A 16,648-nucleotide genomic window follows, 5' to 3' on the forward strand; every position below is an offset into this window, starting at 1 on the left:
CCCTTTATTTCCCAAACGACGTGTGTTTATTATTTTTGAGATGGCCGATTATTTAGCAAAAGTGGAAACGGAGTGGGCATTTGGATGGAAACGATGAAGCCGCCAATGGAAGTTTTGTATGCAGCACAGCTAAATGCGCTGCGATCCAACGATACGGGAGTCAAACCTCCTAACTGGCTGATGTCGCCGAAAGCAGTTCGCGACTTTATTTTGGGAACAGAAAAACCGCTTACTCATGAGGGAGAGCGGGTTGAAATAACCAAGAAGTTTTACGGGGACGATGTTCTGATTGAAAGAGCCATTGTCACTTTGGCCGGTAACCGTGGCTTGATGCTGGTCGGAGAGCCGGGAACAGCCAAAACAATGCTCAGCGAGCTTTTGTCTGCTGCAATATCCGGTACGAGCACAAACACCATCCAAGGAACCGCAGGCACCACGGAGGATATGATCAAATACTCATGGAACTACGCCATGCTGCTGGACAAAGGTCCTTCTTTGCAGGCATTAGTGCCTTCCCCCCTCTATAATGGGATGAATAAAGGGATCATTACGCGCTTTGAAGAGATCACGCGCTGCCCTTTCGAGGTGCAGGATGTGCTGATCAGTATTTTGAGCGACAAGGTCATGAACATCCCTGAAATGGAAGACGGAATATTGTTTGCGAAGCCGGGCTTCAATATTATCGCTACCGCCAATCTGCGCGACAAGGGTGTCAATGAGATGAGCAGTGCGTTGAAGCGGCGTTTTAATTTCGAGACGATTGCCCCCATTAATCACGTCAAAATGGAAGCGCAAATCATTGAAGCGCAGGCAAAAATGCTCCTGCAGCAAAGTGGCGTTGATATCGAAATCGATCGTGATGTCGTCGAGATTTTGGCAACCACCTTTATGGAGCTGCGCACCGGCGAAACCAAGGAAGGCTACAAGATTGATACGCCGCAATCTGTCATGAGCACAGCCGAGGCGGTATCTGTCTATGTCCAGAGTGCCATGACCTCGCATTACTATGAAAACAAGCCGATTTCCTTGGAGCGTCTGGTTCAGAACATGCTTGGCGCTGTCGTCAAAGAAAACCAGAAGGACGCAAACATCCTAAAAACGTACTTTACCAAGGTGGTCAAAGAACGGGCAAAGGAAGAGGGGCTATGGGGAGCTTATTACAACGAGAAGAAATGGATCAGATAAACAGGCTGGCAGAGGAAGAAGTCTATGACCTCAGGAAACAAGTCGTCTATTTCCCAATCAGGCATCACAGTCCCGCGTGTTCTTTTCATCTGAAGAAAACGATCGAAGCCTATCAGCCGGAAATCATTCTGATCGAAGGTCCGGATAACAGCAATCACATCATCCCGATTTTGGCGAATGAACAGACCAAGCCCCCAGTTAGCATATATTACGCCTACACGACAGATGAGCAAAAATACGTTTGTTATTTCCCGTTCCTGTCTTATTCACCGGAATATGTGGCGCTGGTCGAAGCGGGGAAGCGCGGAATTCCGGCAGCTTTTATCGATCTGGGCTACGGCAGCCGGCTGGAGAGCACAGAGGACGGTCATGACCTGAAAAAGCACAACGAAAAGCTGTCTTACCACGATGAGCGAATGCTCGCGGGGTCTGTTTTCATCCAGCGCTTGTGCACGACGCTAAAATGCCGCAACTTCGACGAGCTGTGGGAAAAAGTATTCGAAATAGGAGGCATCCGCAAGCCGACAGCGGAGTTCGTCAAAGACGTCTTTGCCTACTGTTATCTGTCGCGCAAATGCTATGACGACGCTACGCTGGAATCAGAAGGGGATCTGATCCGCGAAGCGCACATGCGGAAAAAAATCGCGGAAGCAAGAAAGCAGCATGCCAGAATCCTCGTTGTCACCGGGGGTTTTCATACATATGGACTGCTCGAGGATCGCACTGCCAATTGCACCGTGAAAAAGGCGAAGGAAGAAAAAGTGTATCCGATGGTCTACACCTATCAAGAAGCAGATCAATTGAATGGATATGCCAGTGGCATGCCCTTTGTCCACTACTATGAGAATGTATGGCGGGCATTGGAAAAGAAGGAGAGCACCCCCTTTACCAAAAGCGCTCTCGTCTATTTGCCTCAATTGCTTCGCAAGCTCCGTGATCAAGGAGAAAGCACTTCTACTGCGGATGCCATCGAAGCCTACAGCCTGATGAGCGGGCTTGCCGTCATGCGTGACAAGTCAGAAGCTGGCGCATATGAGCTGGTCGATTCTGTCCTCTCTGCTTTTACAAAAGGCGAGCGCTCTATCGCTACGTCTGGGCCAATCGATACATTGCGGGAACTCATGACCGGAGATGGCATCGGACAGGTAGCCAAAAACGACCTCGATGTGCCGATTGTGCGTGATTGCAAAGAAAAGTGCAAAGGGCTGAAACTGCAAATCTCGACTACGGGGCGAAACCAGAAGATACTGGAGCTCTATGCGAAAAAGTCCCATCGAACGGCAAGTCAATTTTTTCATTGCATGCTGTTCCTCGGCACCGAATTTTGCGCGAAAGAAGCAGGGCCTGATTGGATGAATTACAAGCATGTCAATCTCGTACGGGAAACATGGCGATACGGGTATTCCTCCTATGTGGAGGCACGTTTGATCGAAAACTCCATCTACGGGGGAACTGTGCAAGAAGCTGCAGCAAAAAAGCTGGAGGGGATGGTAAAAGAACTGCCCCAGCATCAAAGTCATGAACTGGCGAAGTGGCTGCTGCAGGCTGTCGTTATGGGCTTGGAGGAGCTTGGGACCAGACTTTTCGAGCTCGTGGAGCAATCCGTCAAACAAGATGGCCATTTCCTTTCGCTTTGCCATACACTCAAGATCTTGACGATTTTACATGAGCAAAAACGCTTGTTTGGATTACAGGAAACAGTTCGCATTCAGAGGCTGATCGATGAGGTTTACTACCAGGCAATCACCAAAATCGCGGAGCAAAACAATCCGAATCCAGATGAACTTGGCGAGATCGCAGAACAGCTCAAATTTCTGTACATGGTAAGTAGGCAGAAGAAATCAGACGCATCCAGCGAGATTTTCAGCGATCAACTTCAGGAGCTGCTGCGAAGCGCCAAGGTCCCAGCCAAGCTGGAGGGCGTCGTTACCGCAATCCTGTGCAATATGGATGTTCGGGAGCGCGAAGAGGTTTCTCGTAGAGCCAGAGCGTACATGTTTGGCTCGCCGGACCAGAGATTGCATACGGCAGCCTACCTGCACGGAGTATTTCTCGTCGCGCGTGATTATCTCTTTTACGAGGATGAGCTGTTGGACGATCTGAATCAAATGATTGCCGGCTTGAGCTATGATGATTTCATACAGATCGTGCCCGAGCTTCGATTGGCGTTTACGTACTTTAGCCCGATGGAAATCACGATGCTTTCCGAAAAAGTAGCCGCCTTGTTCCAGACCGATGTCGTGGAGCTTACCTTTCCTGCTGTTGACGAACCGACTTTGCGCCAGGCGCGCATGCTCGATATGGGAATCAAGGAGGAATTTGCCAAATGGAACCTCATCTGAGCCGCGAAGCCTTGAACCGCTGGCGTCTCTTGTTGGGATCACATGCAGAGGAGCCGCTCGAAGGCTCTGGAGGCTTTGTCTCTTCTGAATTTACGTATCGGGAGCTCGATTCGATCCTCGATTTTCTTTACAGCAGAGAGTATGGAGAAGACCAGGGATACCGAAAAGAGGGGGGGAGAGGCGACTCAGAGTTGTCTGTCCCTACCTGGTTGCATAAGGTCAGGAAGCTTTTTCCGAAGACTACAGTAGAAATTTTGGAGAAGCAGGCGCTCGAGCGATACGACATGAAGGAGCTTTTGACCGATAAAAAAGTGTTGGAAAAGCTGGAGCCCAATATGACGCTCTTAAAAAACATCCTGCAATTCAAGGGCAGAATGAAAGGCGAGGTCGTCAAAAGCGCCAAGGAAATCGTCCGCAAAGTCGTGGAGGACCTGCGCCGCAAGCTGGAAACGGATGTCCAGACGAGTATCGTGGGGAAGCGAAATCGCCATCGACGCGGATATGTCAAAACGATGCGCAATCTGGATGTACACAAGACGATTCGGAAAAACTTGAAAAATTACGATCGAAAGAAAAATCGGTTTGTTATTGATGAGCTCTATTTTCACAGCAATAACCAGCATCACAACAAGTGGAACGTCGTCATCGTCGTGGATGAGAGCGGCAGTATGATGGATTCGGTCATTTACAGTGCAGTGATGGCGAGTATTTTTTACAAGCTGGTCGCTTTGAAGACCCATCTCGTCATTTTTGATACAAAGGTAGTGGATCTGAGCGACCGACTAGATGATCCGGTTGATTTGCTGATGAGTGTGCAGTTGGGTGGGGGGACTCATATCGCACAAGCACTCAAATACGGAAAGTCGCTTCTCGAAAATCCGGCCAAGACGATCTTCATCCTGGTCAGCGATTTGGAAGAAGGCTATCCAATCAAGGAAATGTATCGCCAGAGCAAAGAGATCATCGACGCCGGATGCAAGTTTTTGGTGCTGACCGCGCTCGATTTCAATGGAAACGCCACCTATAACAAAAATGCGGCTCGCGTCCTGGCAGATATGGGCGCGAATGTAGCGGCGATTACGCCAGGCGAGCTTGCCGAATGGATTGGAAAGATCATCAAATAGAGCTAGAGAAGATAGAGGAGGAGATTGAATTGGTACTGCGAAAGACAGACTTGGACCCAGTTACGAAGCGATTTGTAGAAGGCTTTATCGCGTCGGGACATATAAACAGACAAATGCAAGATCAGATTGCAGACTACATAACCGGGGAAACGGATGTATGCCCACCCATCGAGTCCGATCAGCGATTTTACGGATATTCACTGATGTCCGATTTAGACAAGCTGAAAAAACGCGGGGAAGAGCAGGCTTTTTTCCGTGCAGCAGAGCTAGTCTACAAGGCCAGCCATCGCTTTTACGAAAAGAAAAACGTTATGGATAAATGCTTCTGGGACGCAATCAAGCTTCGGGATATGAACGACAATACCAGTCGGCAGGCTTCTAAGGAAGAGCAAGCCTTCGCAGCGATGAAAAAAACAGTCGAGTATTTCGGATTCCCGGTATTTCGTGAGTTTATGCAAAAGGCCGCGGAGGATTACCGAGCCAGTATTAATCGAGATTACACTTCTGTCTTTGAGCGAGCCAATTATTTGCTGCTCATCGCGTATGCCTACGAGATCTCGCCAACGCTTCTGGAAGAAGCAAAGGAAAAACTGGAGCCGATCTACTATTACCTCGTGACGGGAGCAGAAGAAGCGTACACTTCCGAATTGTGGAAGATCGCAGGGGACATCACGATGCTGCAAATCAGCAGCAGTCATTCAATTTCGCATGAGTTGTTGTCTCCGGCATTTATTAAAGAGAAAAAAGCGCTGATACGCGAAACTTATTTTCCCGATGCCGTGATAAACGAAGGCTCTGTTCTCAATCATAGGCACATGAAACGTTTCCTGGAGACGATCCTCAGCCTGGTCTATTATCGCGTACACGTCGCGGGCGGGATCCATGCCTTTCTGACACAGCCGGATGAGAAGGACCGCGAGCTGCTTCGTGTCACAACGATCCTTTTTGATTTATTTCCGATTGATTTATTATCACAAGATGCGAGATTGGCAGAGCTTGTACAAACAGATGAGCCCTATCTTTTGCTCCTGCAGCTAAGAAATCACCTGAATTCCGCACCAGTCCCCTGGGGGGAGATGGAAGCGATGACCTCGGAGAACACAGAAAAGACGAGACGGGCTCTCAACCTGACTTCACTTCCGGTCCTCAAAGGCTATTTGTACAAGGCACTGGAAGCGCAAGGCTGCGATTTGTCGGATCAGGAGCTGTCTCTTGAAATGATCAGTTTGGATGCGCTGCGCCGGGTGAAGGGGACACTCAAGCTCGCCAGCTTCCTGCAAGACAAATGCACGCTTGCCGAGGCTTTGGAGTCCTGCCACCTGGAGGACGCGCAGCGTGTGAGACAGCAGATGCAGCTACTCAGCTTTTTGCCTAGTGATCATCCATTTATCCCACGGCTGATGCAATTTTTGTGCAGCTATGTCGATAAGTCTTCTCGCAGGGTTGGTCTTCTTTCCTTCGCCCATTCGTTCCAGGACCGTCTGACCAGCCTCGTTGAGCTGTACCAGGCAGATGAGAGCATCGACATGCAGAAGTTTGTCTTTCAGCTATTGGAGTGCAAGACCACACAGTATTACTACACAGAGGTCAAGGACGGGAACTATGTATCCTTGATCACGAAAAATCCGGCGATGTGCCTCGCATCATTTGGACAGTTTGAAACCGAAGTCCGGATGTTCGTCCTGGAAACCGTACTCTCGCAAAAGGAATCCTTGCCGCTAGAACTGCGAAATCAAGCGATATTGCTCGGGATGGCAGATACCTCCAAGAAGGTGTCGGCGATCGCAGGCGCAGAGTTCATTCTGCAAAAAGACAAGGAACTGTATCTGCACGTCTATACCACAGAGAAAAAAGCAAAAGTCAAGGAGCTTGCTTTGGATGCCATCCGAGGGCTGGACGACAGCAAGGAAATTTTCCAGGAGCTTCTGGAGAGAGAGAAAAACAGCAAGTTCAAGACATTGCTGCAAGCCTTTTTGGAAGCGGAAAGCAGCGGACCGGATGCGAGCCTCTCCAATCTCGGGAATCTGGTAGATAAACGGAAATTGACACGGATCAAATGGCTGCCGCTTCAGATCCTACCAGCGCTTCTTGACCTGGAAGGCAACGAGTTGGAAAGAGAAGTAATGGAGTACATCCTTACGAGTTCTATCGAAGCGCCTACAGCGCCAAACCCGCGCGTGCTTGAATTGAAGGCGCATCTGTCGGCGGCATCTCTGACTGATTTTGTGACAGAGGTTCTGCGCACATGGCTGGATAATGGGGCTGTTGCAAAAGAAAAATGGGTTATGCCGCTTTGCATCGCACTCGGTGACCGACGCAGCGTCGATACAATTGGACATATGATCAAAGAGTGGACCGATCATTCACGCGGGGCATTGGCGGCAGATGGTGTGCGTGCGCTATCTTTTTCCGAAGACCTGGCTGCCTTGCGCCTGATCGACCATATCAAGCGAACGATCAAGAACAAGCAGGTGAAAAATGCTGCGGAGGAAGCGCTGAACATGGCAGCAGCTAATCAGAACATCTCGACCGAGGAGCTGGAGGATCGTCTGGTGACGCAGCTCGGCTTTGATGCTTCCGGCAAGCAGGTATTTGATTACGGGGATCGTACGTTCACCGTCAAAGTAAACAACGAGCTGGAACTGGAGGTTATCAACGACAGTACGGGGAAGGCAGTTAAAAATCTTCCTGCTCCGTCAGCAAGTGACGATCAAGAGCTGGCGGAAAAGGCACGAGCGGCATTTTCTCTATTGAAAAAAGACTTGAAAAACCTGGTGAAAATCCAATCGCTTCGCCTGGAGGAGTTCCTTTCGAAGGCACGCTACTGGTCGACTGCAGCGTGGAAGCAGCTTTTTGTCGAAAACGTGTTGATGCAAAAATTCGCAATTGGCCTCATCTGGGGTGTTTATGAGGATGGAAAGCTCGTTGATACCTTCCGCTACATGGATGATGGCACGTTCAATACAGTGGAAGAAGACGAATACGAATTGGCAGACGATCAGCTCATCGGCTTGATTCATCCGTTGGAGCTGGACGCAGATACACTTTCTGGCTGGCGCACTCAGCTGGAAGATTACGAAATTACGCAGCCGTTTGAACAGTTGGATCGCGAATCGTTCCTCCCAACAGAAGAAGAGTTAAAAGCAAATGAAATCCTGCGTTTGCCTGAGGATTCGTACAGCCCGACGACATTTGCGAAAACGATGGAAAAATTCGGTTGGACCAAAGGCACCCCTCAAGATGCCGGATTCTATTATGAGTTTCATAAAGTGTATGGGGAGGTCGTCGCTGAGCTGAGAATCAATGGTGCGAGTATTTCATACTACGATGGTATGGACGATATCCAGCTGGAGGCGCTCGCTTTCTACTCTGCAAAGGATAACCAGTATAAATATCACTACTTCCAACCAACCGAGCGCATAAAGCTGGCAGATATTCCAGCTCGTGTGTTCAGTGAAACCGTCTATGATGTGACGCGGGCAGCAGGAAAGTAATGATGGCTGACTTCAAGACAGATTTCCATCGTTTCATCGCGCTCTGCAATGAAGAGTATCTCATTCAATACGCGAACAAGGGCATTTACAATCGTTCGCTCAAGGAAATGGAAAAAGGACTCACGGTTTCTTATGAGTTTGGGGATGATTATGTCGAGTGTACGCTGTCAGATGACAGCGTGTGCCGACTTCATGCTGATATCACGCGGTTTTCGTGCTCATGTCCATCAGATAAAATATGTAAGCATGTGATTATCGCGATCGTGTACTACGGACAACATCTTTTCACATCAGATCCAGCAGGTGAGGCAGCAGAGGTGTACAAACCTGACTTCGGCTGGTTGCTGCGCCTGACTTCTGAGCAGATCACAAAGACATTCACTGCCTCGCAGATCGAGGAAGTCCTCTTTCGCCTGGAATACCCGGAGGAAATAGAGAGCGCAGAAACATCCTTTCTTACCGTGACCTTGCTCACTCAAAAAGTCATGGTCACCTTTGAGCCTGACTCGGAAATCGCCAAAAGCATGTGCAGCTGCAAGGCGAAAGGAAATTGCATCCACAAGCTGGAAGCGCTGCTGCGGTACCGAAAGGTCAATGAGATTCATGACCATACAGAACTGCAAGAGTCGAGCACGGATGTCAGCTATGACCACCAAGTCGTCCGCGAGGTAAAAGAACTGATTGGCGAGGTGCTGGGGATAGGCTTGGCAAAGCTGCCAAATACGATTTGCACGAGGCTTGAGCTGCTCGCAATCGCCGCGCATAACGGCAACCTGCCAAATGTGGAAAAAGATATTCGCGGGCTGGGCGGCGATCTTTCTCTTTTTTTCCAGCGCCATGTCCAATTTTCCAAAGAAGGGCTGCTCGAAAGGCTGACTCGGGTCTATCTGGGCCTGCTCGCTCTAGAAAAAGTTGAGCGCAGCGAACAGAAAAAGCAGCTTTTGGGGAGCTTCAAGAGCAAATACCATACGATCCCACAGCTGCGTCTGTACGCGCTCGGTGCAAATCCATGGGAAACGCGATCAGGGTATAAAGGGATCACCTACTACTTCTTCGCGTTTGACGACCGGCGCATTTATACGTATACGGAAGCGCGGCCCGTTTACTATGAAGGTACTTCGTTTTCGTTTACAAACAGCTATAAAGGAAAATCGCCTTGGAGCGACCTCATCACGATGGAAGAGCTGGCCGGGTCGCAGGTTACGTTGACCCAGGCCAAAACGAATCGGGAACAGCGACTGTCGTCAAGTGAAGAAACAAAGCTGACGATGCAGAAGCGTGTAAACATCGAAGAGGTTGACCTCGGGCAAACGCTGATCAATGACTGGTCGAAGCTGGGTGGGATGAACCCGGGCGAAATGTTCGAGCAATCAGGTGAGAACATATTCTTTCTGCGAGCAAACAAGATTGAAAAGGTGGACTTTGACGAGGCTGCCCAGCAACTGCTGATCACGATCGAGGATGCAACAGGATATTCGCTCGACTTGACGATGACGTATCAGGGACAATTCGCCCGCCATATTCAGTTCCTGGAGCGAAACAAGCGGCTGTTCGAGCTTCGTGATGTGTATGTACTCGTTCAGAAATATGGGGAAGCGCTGTACCCAATCAGTTTCTTGCAAGGAACCTCGCTTACAAGCTTGAAGCTGGATTTATAAGGCGTCTGGAGTGTGAACCCAATGGAGCATATTCAATCCTATACAGATAAACTGACGGATTGGCTGGAACGAATCCTACTCAAAGGAATCAATAAAATCGATACGAAAGATATGGAGGAGCTGGAGTCATTACAGGAGTCTGCTCTTGGCTATGAAATGAGCTTCCTCGCTCAACTGCTGGCAGAGCTGGCCATTCACGGAAAAAGCTACACACGTGCCGCGCAAGCTGAAATGGAACCGTTGATCGTTCGCTACCTTTATGTAGCACAATACGTTCATATGATGAAACAAAGTGCATAAACAAATTCAACTGGAGTCTTATCCCTTGACGGTGGAAGGGGATAAGACTCTTTTTTAATCGTGAATCTTTCAATTATGAAACGATAAATTTCAAAAATGAAAGAATGGGTCTGACTTCCTACGAATAAACTCGAATAAAAGCATGGCACAGAAGTTGCTTTTTATGGGGGTAACGGTTTTATTAAATCTACAATTCAGAAAAAGCAGAAAATCGACAGCGGGGAGTGAGAATCGTGAAGCTCGAGCATACATACACCTTTGCTATTCCGAGAGAAGTCGTATGGAAGCTGATTCAGAACGAAGAGGTTTTGAAGAAGTCGATCCCAGGATGTAAATCATTTTCACGAATGGAGGATGGTACATATCACGCCGAAATGGGGGTGAGCGTGGGTCCGGTAAAAGGGGTGTTTACTGGGCAGGTACAACAGGTCGATCAGCAGGAACCTGCTTTTTATCGCTTGCTGGTTCGGGGAAAAGGGTTGCCTGGGGAAATTGATGCAGTGGCTGACATGCATTTGGACGAAGCAGAACAAGGCACGCAGCTTACTTGTTCCACGGAAGTTCAGGTGACAGGAGTCCTTGCCTCTGTTGGCCAACGGGTAATGGGTGGTGTTGCCAAGATGGTGTTAGGGCAATTTTTCAAAACGGTGGACAAAGAGATGAAACAGCTAGAAGAACATACGGACGTGAAAATCGAAGGGGAGGTGCTCTGAGATGACGATCAAAAAAAAGCTATCCGTTTCGGTGAACGGTGTGGTGCGACAGGCTGAGGTGGAGCCGCGATTGCTCTTGGCCCATTTGCTGCGTGATGAGCTTGATCTGACCGGTACTCATATCGGCTGCGATACCAGTCAGTGCGGGGCCTGTACCGTTATGGTTAATGGAGAAGTCGTAAAATCCTGTACGATGCTCGCGGTGCAAGCGGACGGGTCGCAAATCACTACGGTTGAAGGCTTGGGTGATATGCAGCAGCTGCATCCAATCCAACAAGGCTTTTGGGAGAAGCACGGACTGCAATGTGGTTTCTGCACGCCTGGTGTGATGATTTCGATGGTGGGACTTCTCAAAGAAAATCCGAATCCATCTGAGGCAGAGATTCGCGATGCGCTTGAAGGAGTTATCTGTCGGTGCACCGGTTATCAATTTATCGTTAGCGCCGTCCAGCATGCTGCCCAATTGATAGCCGAGGGGAATCAGGCGAAAGAAACGATTTCGAGTGCAGGGGAGGGACGTTAGCGATGGGGAAATTAATCGGAACGCCACAGAAGCGAAAGGAAGATCCAAAGCTCATCACGGGCAATGGCAATTTCACGGATGATATCAAATTGCCTGGTATGCTTCACGGTGCCTTTGTGCGAAGCCCTCATGCCCATGCGAGGATCGTGGGGATCGATATTTCCAAGGCACTGGCACTCCCGGGTGTGGTAGCCGTTTATACAGGTGCAGATCTCGTAGGAAAAGTAAAAGCAGTACCGACCATGTGGCTGCTGCCAGGTGCGGATCTGAAACCCAAAGATCGAAGTGCGCTTGCGATTGACAAGACTCGCTATGCGGGTGAATGTGTGGCGCTGGTCGTAGCAGAAAACCGCTATATTGCGAGGGATGCTCTCGATTTGATCGAGGTGGATTATGAGGATCTGCCTGCTGTCGTTCATCAGGAAGCAGCTCTGCTTGAGGGAGCGCCGCTCGTTCATGAGGATGTGGAAAACAACCTCGCGCTTCTATGGAAAGCGGGCGAAATACCAGAGGAAGAATTTCAAAACGCCGAAGTCGTCGTTCGGCAGCGGCTCTACAACCAGCGTGTGATTCCGAATCCGATTGAAACGCGGGGTGCAGTTGCCCAGTACAATCCGGGAAGTGGAGAGTTGACCATCTGGTGCACTTCGCAAAACCCGCATATTCATCGCATGGTTTATGCAGAAGTACTGGATATTCCGGAATCCAGATTGCACATCGTGGCTCCCGATGTCGGAGGAGGGTTTGGTTCCAAAATCGCCACCTACAATGAGGAAGCTGTAATTGGACATGCCGCCCGCGACTTGAAACGACCGGTAAAATGGATTGAGGATCGCAAGGAACATTTTATGGCGACCACTCACGCTCGTGATGAAGTCATTGAAGTGGAGCTGGCTGGAAAGCGAGACGGGACTTTCACTGCCTTACGCGTTAAAAATACAGCGAACCTGGGAGCGTATTTGTCCACCTTTGGCGCTGGGTGTCCAACGATTGATTTTGGCTTGATGGTGACAGGAGCCTATACGATCCCAAAAGCAGCAGTCGTTACGTATGGCGTCTATACCAATACAACACCGACGGATGCCTATCGAGGAGCAGGCAAGCCGGAAGCCGCGTTCCAGATAGAGAGAATCGTTGATTTGTTTGCCCAGGAGATCGGGATGGACCCAGTGGAGATCAGACAAAAAAACCTGATCCCGAAAGAAGCATTCCCGTACAGCACTGCCATGGGTGTGAGCTACGACAGCGGCAACTACCATCATACCCTTGATCGGGCACTTGACGTTGCAGATTATGCTTCGCTCCGTGCAGAGCAGGAAAAACTGCGCGGTCAGGGCAAACTGCTCGGAATCGGTATCTCTACGTATGTGGAGCTTTGCGGATTTGGCCCTTCGAAAGTAGCAGGAGCGATCGGATTTCAGGGCGGTGTCTGGGAGAACAGTACAGTACGTGTTCATCCCAGCGGCAAGGTAGCGGTTTTTACGGGAACGTCTCCTCATGGGCAGGGAACAGCCACTACTTTTGCTCAGGTCGTAGGTGAGAAGCTAGGCATTTCCATTGACGATATCGAGCTTATTTCCGGTGACACACGCAGCGTCTCCATGGGATGGGGCACCTATGGCTCGCGAAATACGGCAGTTGGCGGTGCAGCCGTTGCGATTGCTGCAGACCGAGTCATCGAAAAGGCAAAGAAAATTGCCGCCCATGAGTTGGAAGTGTCTGGGGAAGATTTGGAATTTTCAGATGGCGTTTTCCACGTAAAAGGCGTACCTGGACAAACCCGTGCGTTCAAAGATATTGCGAAATCCGCCAACTTTGCCTGGAACCTCCCGGATGGTGTAGAGCCTTCACTCGAAGGGCAATCCTTCTTTGACCCGCCTAATTTCGTCTATCCGTTTGGTGCCCATATTTGCGTGGTGGAAGTAGATGCCCAAACTGGGGAAATCGAATTGAAACGCTATGTAGCCGTAGATGACATCGGTCGAGTGATTAATCCGCTGCTTGCTGAAGGTCAGGTTCATGGCGGTGTGGCCCAAGGGATTGGGCAAGCATTGTGGGAGGGAGCCGTGTATAGCGACAATGGACAGCTTTTATCCGGTACGTTCATGGACTATACGATGCCAAAAGCTCGTTTCTTCCCGACCATTGAATCTCACTTTGTAGAAACACCGTCGCCTGTCAACCCTCTCGGTGCAAAAGGCGTAGGTGAAACAGGAACGACCGGAGCACCGCCAGCCGTTGTGAATGCGGTCATGGATGCACTCAGTCCGTTTGGGATCAAGGATTTGGATATGCCGCTGACGCCGGAAAAAGTATGGAGAGCCATGCAAACTAGGGGGGAGAGCTCATGATACCAAATGCATTCGATTACGTTCAGGCGAATTCGATCGAGGAAGCCATTCAACTGATGCAGGAAAGCGAGGGAGAAGGGAAGTTTTTGGCGGGTGGTCACAGTCTCGTTCCATTGATGAAATTCCGTTTAACCAATCCTGGAAAATTGATCGATATCAGTCGCATCCAGGAGCTGAAAGGGATCCGAAAAGACGGAAACCGGCTGATCGTCGGAGCGCTGACCACACACAAGCAATTGTATCAGGATGCTCTGGTTACCGAGAACATTTCGGTATTGGCAGAGACGGCCCGGACGATTGGCGACATGCAAATTCGCAATCGGGGTACAGTAGGTGGCAATCTCGCGCATGCCGATTCTGCTGCTGATTTGCCTGGCGTGGCGCTGGCGCTCGAAGCCCTCCTGGAAGTACAGGGAGAAGACGGAAAAGAAGTAATCGACATTGACGGATTCTTTCTCGGTCCGTTGGTGACGGCTTTGCCGGAGACAAGCGTGCTTACTTCGATTTCCTTCCTCATCCCTCCGACCCATACGAAGAGCGTTTATATGAAATATGCGCATCCTGCCTCTGGATATGCTGTAGTCGGAGTGTGTGCAATTGTGGGAATAGGAGAAGATGGGCGGATTGATTTTGCACGGGTCGGTATAAACGGAGTAGCGGATGTCGCTTATCGGGCTACCTCCGTCGAAAAGGCCTTGCTGGGGGAATTGCCGACAGAAGAGACAATTAAGAGGGCAGCTGCGCTCGCGTCCAATGAAGGAGAGATCGGAAATGACCTCTTTGCTTCTGATGAGTATCGGCGCAACATTGCCGCGGTTTACACAGAGCGTGCATTGGCCCATATTCTCCTGCAATGAATCGCGCGCATGATCATACCCTGCTCCTGCAGGACATCAAAGAAGCATTCGGGGAAAACGGGTATGTAACGGACCGCGCTTCGGTGACAGCTCTGCAACTGATGATTTCCCTGCAAAAGCCGCTGTTGGTGGAAGGACCAGCTGGGGTAGGAAAGACTGAGCTCGCCAAGGTACTCGCGCAGGTTTTAAAAACACGCTTGATCCGCTTGCAATGCTATGAGGGATTGGACGTACATTCGGCCTTGTATGAATGGAACTACCAAAAGCAATTGCTTCATCTCAAGCTGCGTGAGAATGACGGGCGAAGCCTACAGGAGAAGGAGGCAGATCTGTTTGATCTATCCTATTTGATGCGCAGACCTCTTCTGGAAGCCTTGACAGACGAGGAGGCTTCTCCCGTTTTGTTGATCGACGAGATTGATCGTGCCGATGAGGCTTTTGAGGCCTATCTCCTGGAGACGTTGGCCGAGTTTCAAGTGACGATTCCAGAGCTGGGGACGATTCAGGCCGTTCATCGCCCGTACATGATTTTGACCTCAAATCGGACCCGTGAATTAAGTGATGCACTCCGTCGCCGTTGCCTTTATCAGTGGATACCTTACCCTGATTACGAAAAAGAAATGAATATTCTGCGCACACGAATACCAGGAATGAACGATGCTTTGGCGAGACAAATTGCCAATTTGATGGAACAAATACGCCGCATGCCGCTGATTAAAACACCTGGAATGGCGGAAAGCCTGGACTGGGCCCTCGCATTGATCACGTTGCATCGAGGTATTCTGGATAAAGAGTCGATAAGAGAAACGCTAGGCTGCATTTTGAAAGACCAAGAAGACTGGGAGCGGGTCATCCACCATTTAGAGCAAGGAGATTTGCTGACAGACATCAGTGAATGGGGAAAAGGGAACGATGAGAAGTGACAATCCAGCCATCTCGCATGCTGGCAACCTCGTTGAACACATTGCGTTGTTTTGCAAGTTTTTACGTAAGCGTGGCTTTCGGATTGGCCCTGGGCAAACGATAGACGCACTGCGAGCCATCGAAATCGTAGGCGTAGAGGCAGAATCGCAGGTAAGAGAAGCCCTTCGCTTGGTGCTATGCTCGAGTCCTTGGGAACAGGAACACTTTGATGCCATCTATAAAGCATTTTTTCGTTCTACGAACCTGAGCGCTCTTGATCGAGCTATGGTCCAGATGAGGTTATCGAACCAAACGAGTGAAAGCGGTCCGAAAGACGAAAAAAAAGAGTCACAGCATAATCCCATTAGCTGCGATGACCCCGTCGAGCCGAGTCTGGCTAATTCGGAGCCAAATACGAGAGGACGTTCGTTCCTTACATCGCTTCTGCAAAAGAATGCACCTACCCGTGCGCAGATCCCTGTGGAGAATTTGAACGAGACTATCGCTGCAGCAAGAATTCTGGTGAATCGAGTTAAACGACAAAAAGGTAGAAAAAAAGCAGCCGGCCAAAGAGGCGGACACCTAGATTTTCGCAGAACGATGAGGATCAACATGCCGGTAGGAGGCGAAATCTTCAAACTGGCGTGGAAAAGTCCCAAGCCGCAAAAAGTCCGATTTGTTCTCTTCTGTGATGGCAGCCGGTCAATGACAGGCTTTGCAGAGCGTTTTTTGCAATTTGCCTACGCATTGACCTGCTGCTCCAGATATGTCGAAGTATTCCTGTTTTCCACCCGTGTGAAAAGAGTGACAGAGAAGCTGTATCAAACGAAGCGGCAGGGACTGTCTGCCTTGTCCGTTTTGGGAGCCGAATGGGGCGGCGGCACGCGAATTGGCGAATCATTAGAAACTTTTATTCAGCAGTACGGGGGGCGTATGCTCGGGAGGAAGACGGTTGTCATCATTGCAAGTGACGGGCTCGAGACAGGGTCGGTAGAAACAATGCAACAAGCCATGAAAACGATCTATGCTCGCAGCGCGAGCGTAGTTTGGCTCAATCCGCTGTTGGCAATCCCGGGTTATGAACCGACAGCTCGGGGTATGCACACTGCCCTTACGTACATTGATTTGTTTTCGGGAGCAAACGACCCCGTTTCATTCAAAAAAATGGCTGCTGCCTTTACATGTCGGAGGTGATTGG

General features: G+C 49.8%; 12 protein-coding genes. All 12 read left to right on the plus strand.

Annotated features, from left to right (window positions below):
* The first annotated feature begins 84 nt into the window (after positions 1-84).
* The 12 genes from ACIFQN_RS11140 to ACIFQN_RS11195 all read left to right on the plus strand — a co-directional run bounded on the left by ACIFQN_RS11140 (position 85) and on the right by ACIFQN_RS11195 (position 16,644).
* Entirely contained in the window at positions 85-1,185 is a 1,101-nt protein-coding gene (locus ACIFQN_RS11140; protein WP_429833215.1) for an ATP-binding protein, read from the plus strand.
* Positions 1,146-3,527 (plus strand): DUF5682 family protein, encoded by a 2,382-nt coding sequence (locus ACIFQN_RS11145; protein ID WP_429833088.1) that lies wholly within the window; start codon positions 1,146-1,148, stop codon positions 3,525-3,527. Before ACIFQN_RS11140 ends, ACIFQN_RS11145 begins: the two co-directional genes overlap by 40 nt.
* Entirely contained in the window at positions 3,512-4,651 is a 1,140-nt protein-coding gene (locus ACIFQN_RS11150) for a VWA domain-containing protein (protein ID WP_429833089.1), read from the plus strand. Before ACIFQN_RS11145 ends, ACIFQN_RS11150 begins: the two co-directional genes overlap by 16 nt.
* Positions 4,627-8,145, plus strand: a complete 3,519-nt coding sequence (locus tag ACIFQN_RS11155; protein WP_429833090.1) for a DUF4132 domain-containing protein — start codon at positions 4,627-4,629, stop codon at positions 8,143-8,145. The genes ACIFQN_RS11150 and ACIFQN_RS11155 overlap by 25 nt, the downstream gene beginning before the upstream one ends.
* Positions 8,145-9,803 carry a hypothetical protein gene (locus ACIFQN_RS11160; RefSeq protein ID WP_429833091.1) on the plus strand — a complete coding sequence of 553 codons (1,659 nt, stop codon included), beginning with the start codon at positions 8,145-8,147 and terminating at the stop codon, positions 9,801-9,803. The genes ACIFQN_RS11155 and ACIFQN_RS11160 overlap by 1 nt, the downstream gene beginning before the upstream one ends.
* 21 nt (positions 9,804-9,824) lie before the next feature.
* Positions 9,825-10,103, plus strand: coding sequence for a hypothetical protein (locus ACIFQN_RS11165; RefSeq protein WP_429833092.1), 279 nt, complete (start codon positions 9,825-9,827; stop codon positions 10,101-10,103).
* 233 nt (positions 10,104-10,336) lie between these two features.
* A complete protein-coding gene (locus ACIFQN_RS11170) occupies positions 10,337-10,816 on the plus strand; it encodes a CoxG family protein (RefSeq protein ID WP_429833093.1) in 480 nt (159 codons plus the stop codon).
* A 1-nt stretch (position 10,817) separates the two neighbouring features.
* Positions 10,818-11,339, plus strand: coding sequence for a (2Fe-2S)-binding protein (locus tag ACIFQN_RS11175; RefSeq protein WP_429833094.1), 522 nt, complete (start codon positions 10,818-10,820; stop codon positions 11,337-11,339).
* A gap of 2 nt (positions 11,340-11,341) precedes the next feature.
* Positions 11,342-13,690, plus strand: coding sequence for a xanthine dehydrogenase family protein molybdopterin-binding subunit (locus ACIFQN_RS11180; RefSeq protein ID WP_429833095.1), 2,349 nt, complete (start codon positions 11,342-11,344; stop codon positions 13,688-13,690).
* Positions 13,687-14,547 carry an FAD binding domain-containing protein gene (locus ACIFQN_RS11185; RefSeq protein WP_429833096.1) on the plus strand — a complete coding sequence of 287 codons (861 nt, stop codon included), beginning with the start codon at positions 13,687-13,689 and terminating at the stop codon, positions 14,545-14,547. The genes ACIFQN_RS11180 and ACIFQN_RS11185 overlap by 4 nt, the downstream gene beginning before the upstream one ends.
* Positions 14,544-15,470, plus strand: a complete 927-nt coding sequence (locus ACIFQN_RS11190) for an AAA family ATPase (RefSeq protein WP_429833097.1) — start codon at positions 14,544-14,546, stop codon at positions 15,468-15,470. Before ACIFQN_RS11185 ends, ACIFQN_RS11190 begins: the two co-directional genes overlap by 4 nt.
* A complete protein-coding gene (locus ACIFQN_RS11195) occupies positions 15,460-16,644 on the plus strand; it encodes a vWA domain-containing protein (RefSeq protein WP_429833098.1) in 1,185 nt (394 codons plus the stop codon). The genes ACIFQN_RS11190 and ACIFQN_RS11195 overlap by 11 nt, the downstream gene beginning before the upstream one ends.
* The last annotated feature ends 4 nt before the right edge of the window (positions 16,645-16,648 follow it).

Source organism: Brevibacillus sp. NRS-1366 (assembly GCF_050467985.1).

Coding starts and splice junctions, on each gene's coding strand:
- ACIFQN_RS11180 (WP_429833095.1), top strand. CDS start 11,342: ATGGGGAAATTAATCGGAACGCCACAGAAGCGAAAGGAAGATCCAAAG.
- ACIFQN_RS11140 (WP_429833215.1), top strand. CDS start 85: ATGGAAACGATGAAGCCGCCAATGGAAGTTTTGTATGCAGCACAGCTA.
- ACIFQN_RS11175 (WP_429833094.1), top strand. CDS start 10,818: ATGACGATCAAAAAAAAGCTATCCGTTTCGGTGAACGGTGTGGTGCGA.
- ACIFQN_RS11165 (WP_429833092.1), top strand. CDS start 9,825: ATGGAGCATATTCAATCCTATACAGATAAACTGACGGATTGGCTGGAA.
- ACIFQN_RS11145 (WP_429833088.1), top strand. CDS start 1,146: ATGGGGAGCTTATTACAACGAGAAGAAATGGATCAGATAAACAGGCTG.
- ACIFQN_RS11190 (WP_429833097.1), top strand. CDS start 14,544: ATGAATCGCGCGCATGATCATACCCTGCTCCTGCAGGACATCAAAGAA.
- ACIFQN_RS11150 (WP_429833089.1), top strand. CDS start 3,512: ATGGAACCTCATCTGAGCCGCGAAGCCTTGAACCGCTGGCGTCTCTTG.
- ACIFQN_RS11195 (WP_429833098.1), top strand. CDS start 15,460: ATGAGAAGTGACAATCCAGCCATCTCGCATGCTGGCAACCTCGTTGAA.
- ACIFQN_RS11160 (WP_429833091.1), top strand. CDS start 8,145: ATGATGGCTGACTTCAAGACAGATTTCCATCGTTTCATCGCGCTCTGC.
- ACIFQN_RS11155 (WP_429833090.1), top strand. CDS start 4,627: ATGGATTGGAAAGATCATCAAATAGAGCTAGAGAAGATAGAGGAGGAG.
- ACIFQN_RS11185 (WP_429833096.1), top strand. CDS start 13,687: ATGATACCAAATGCATTCGATTACGTTCAGGCGAATTCGATCGAGGAA.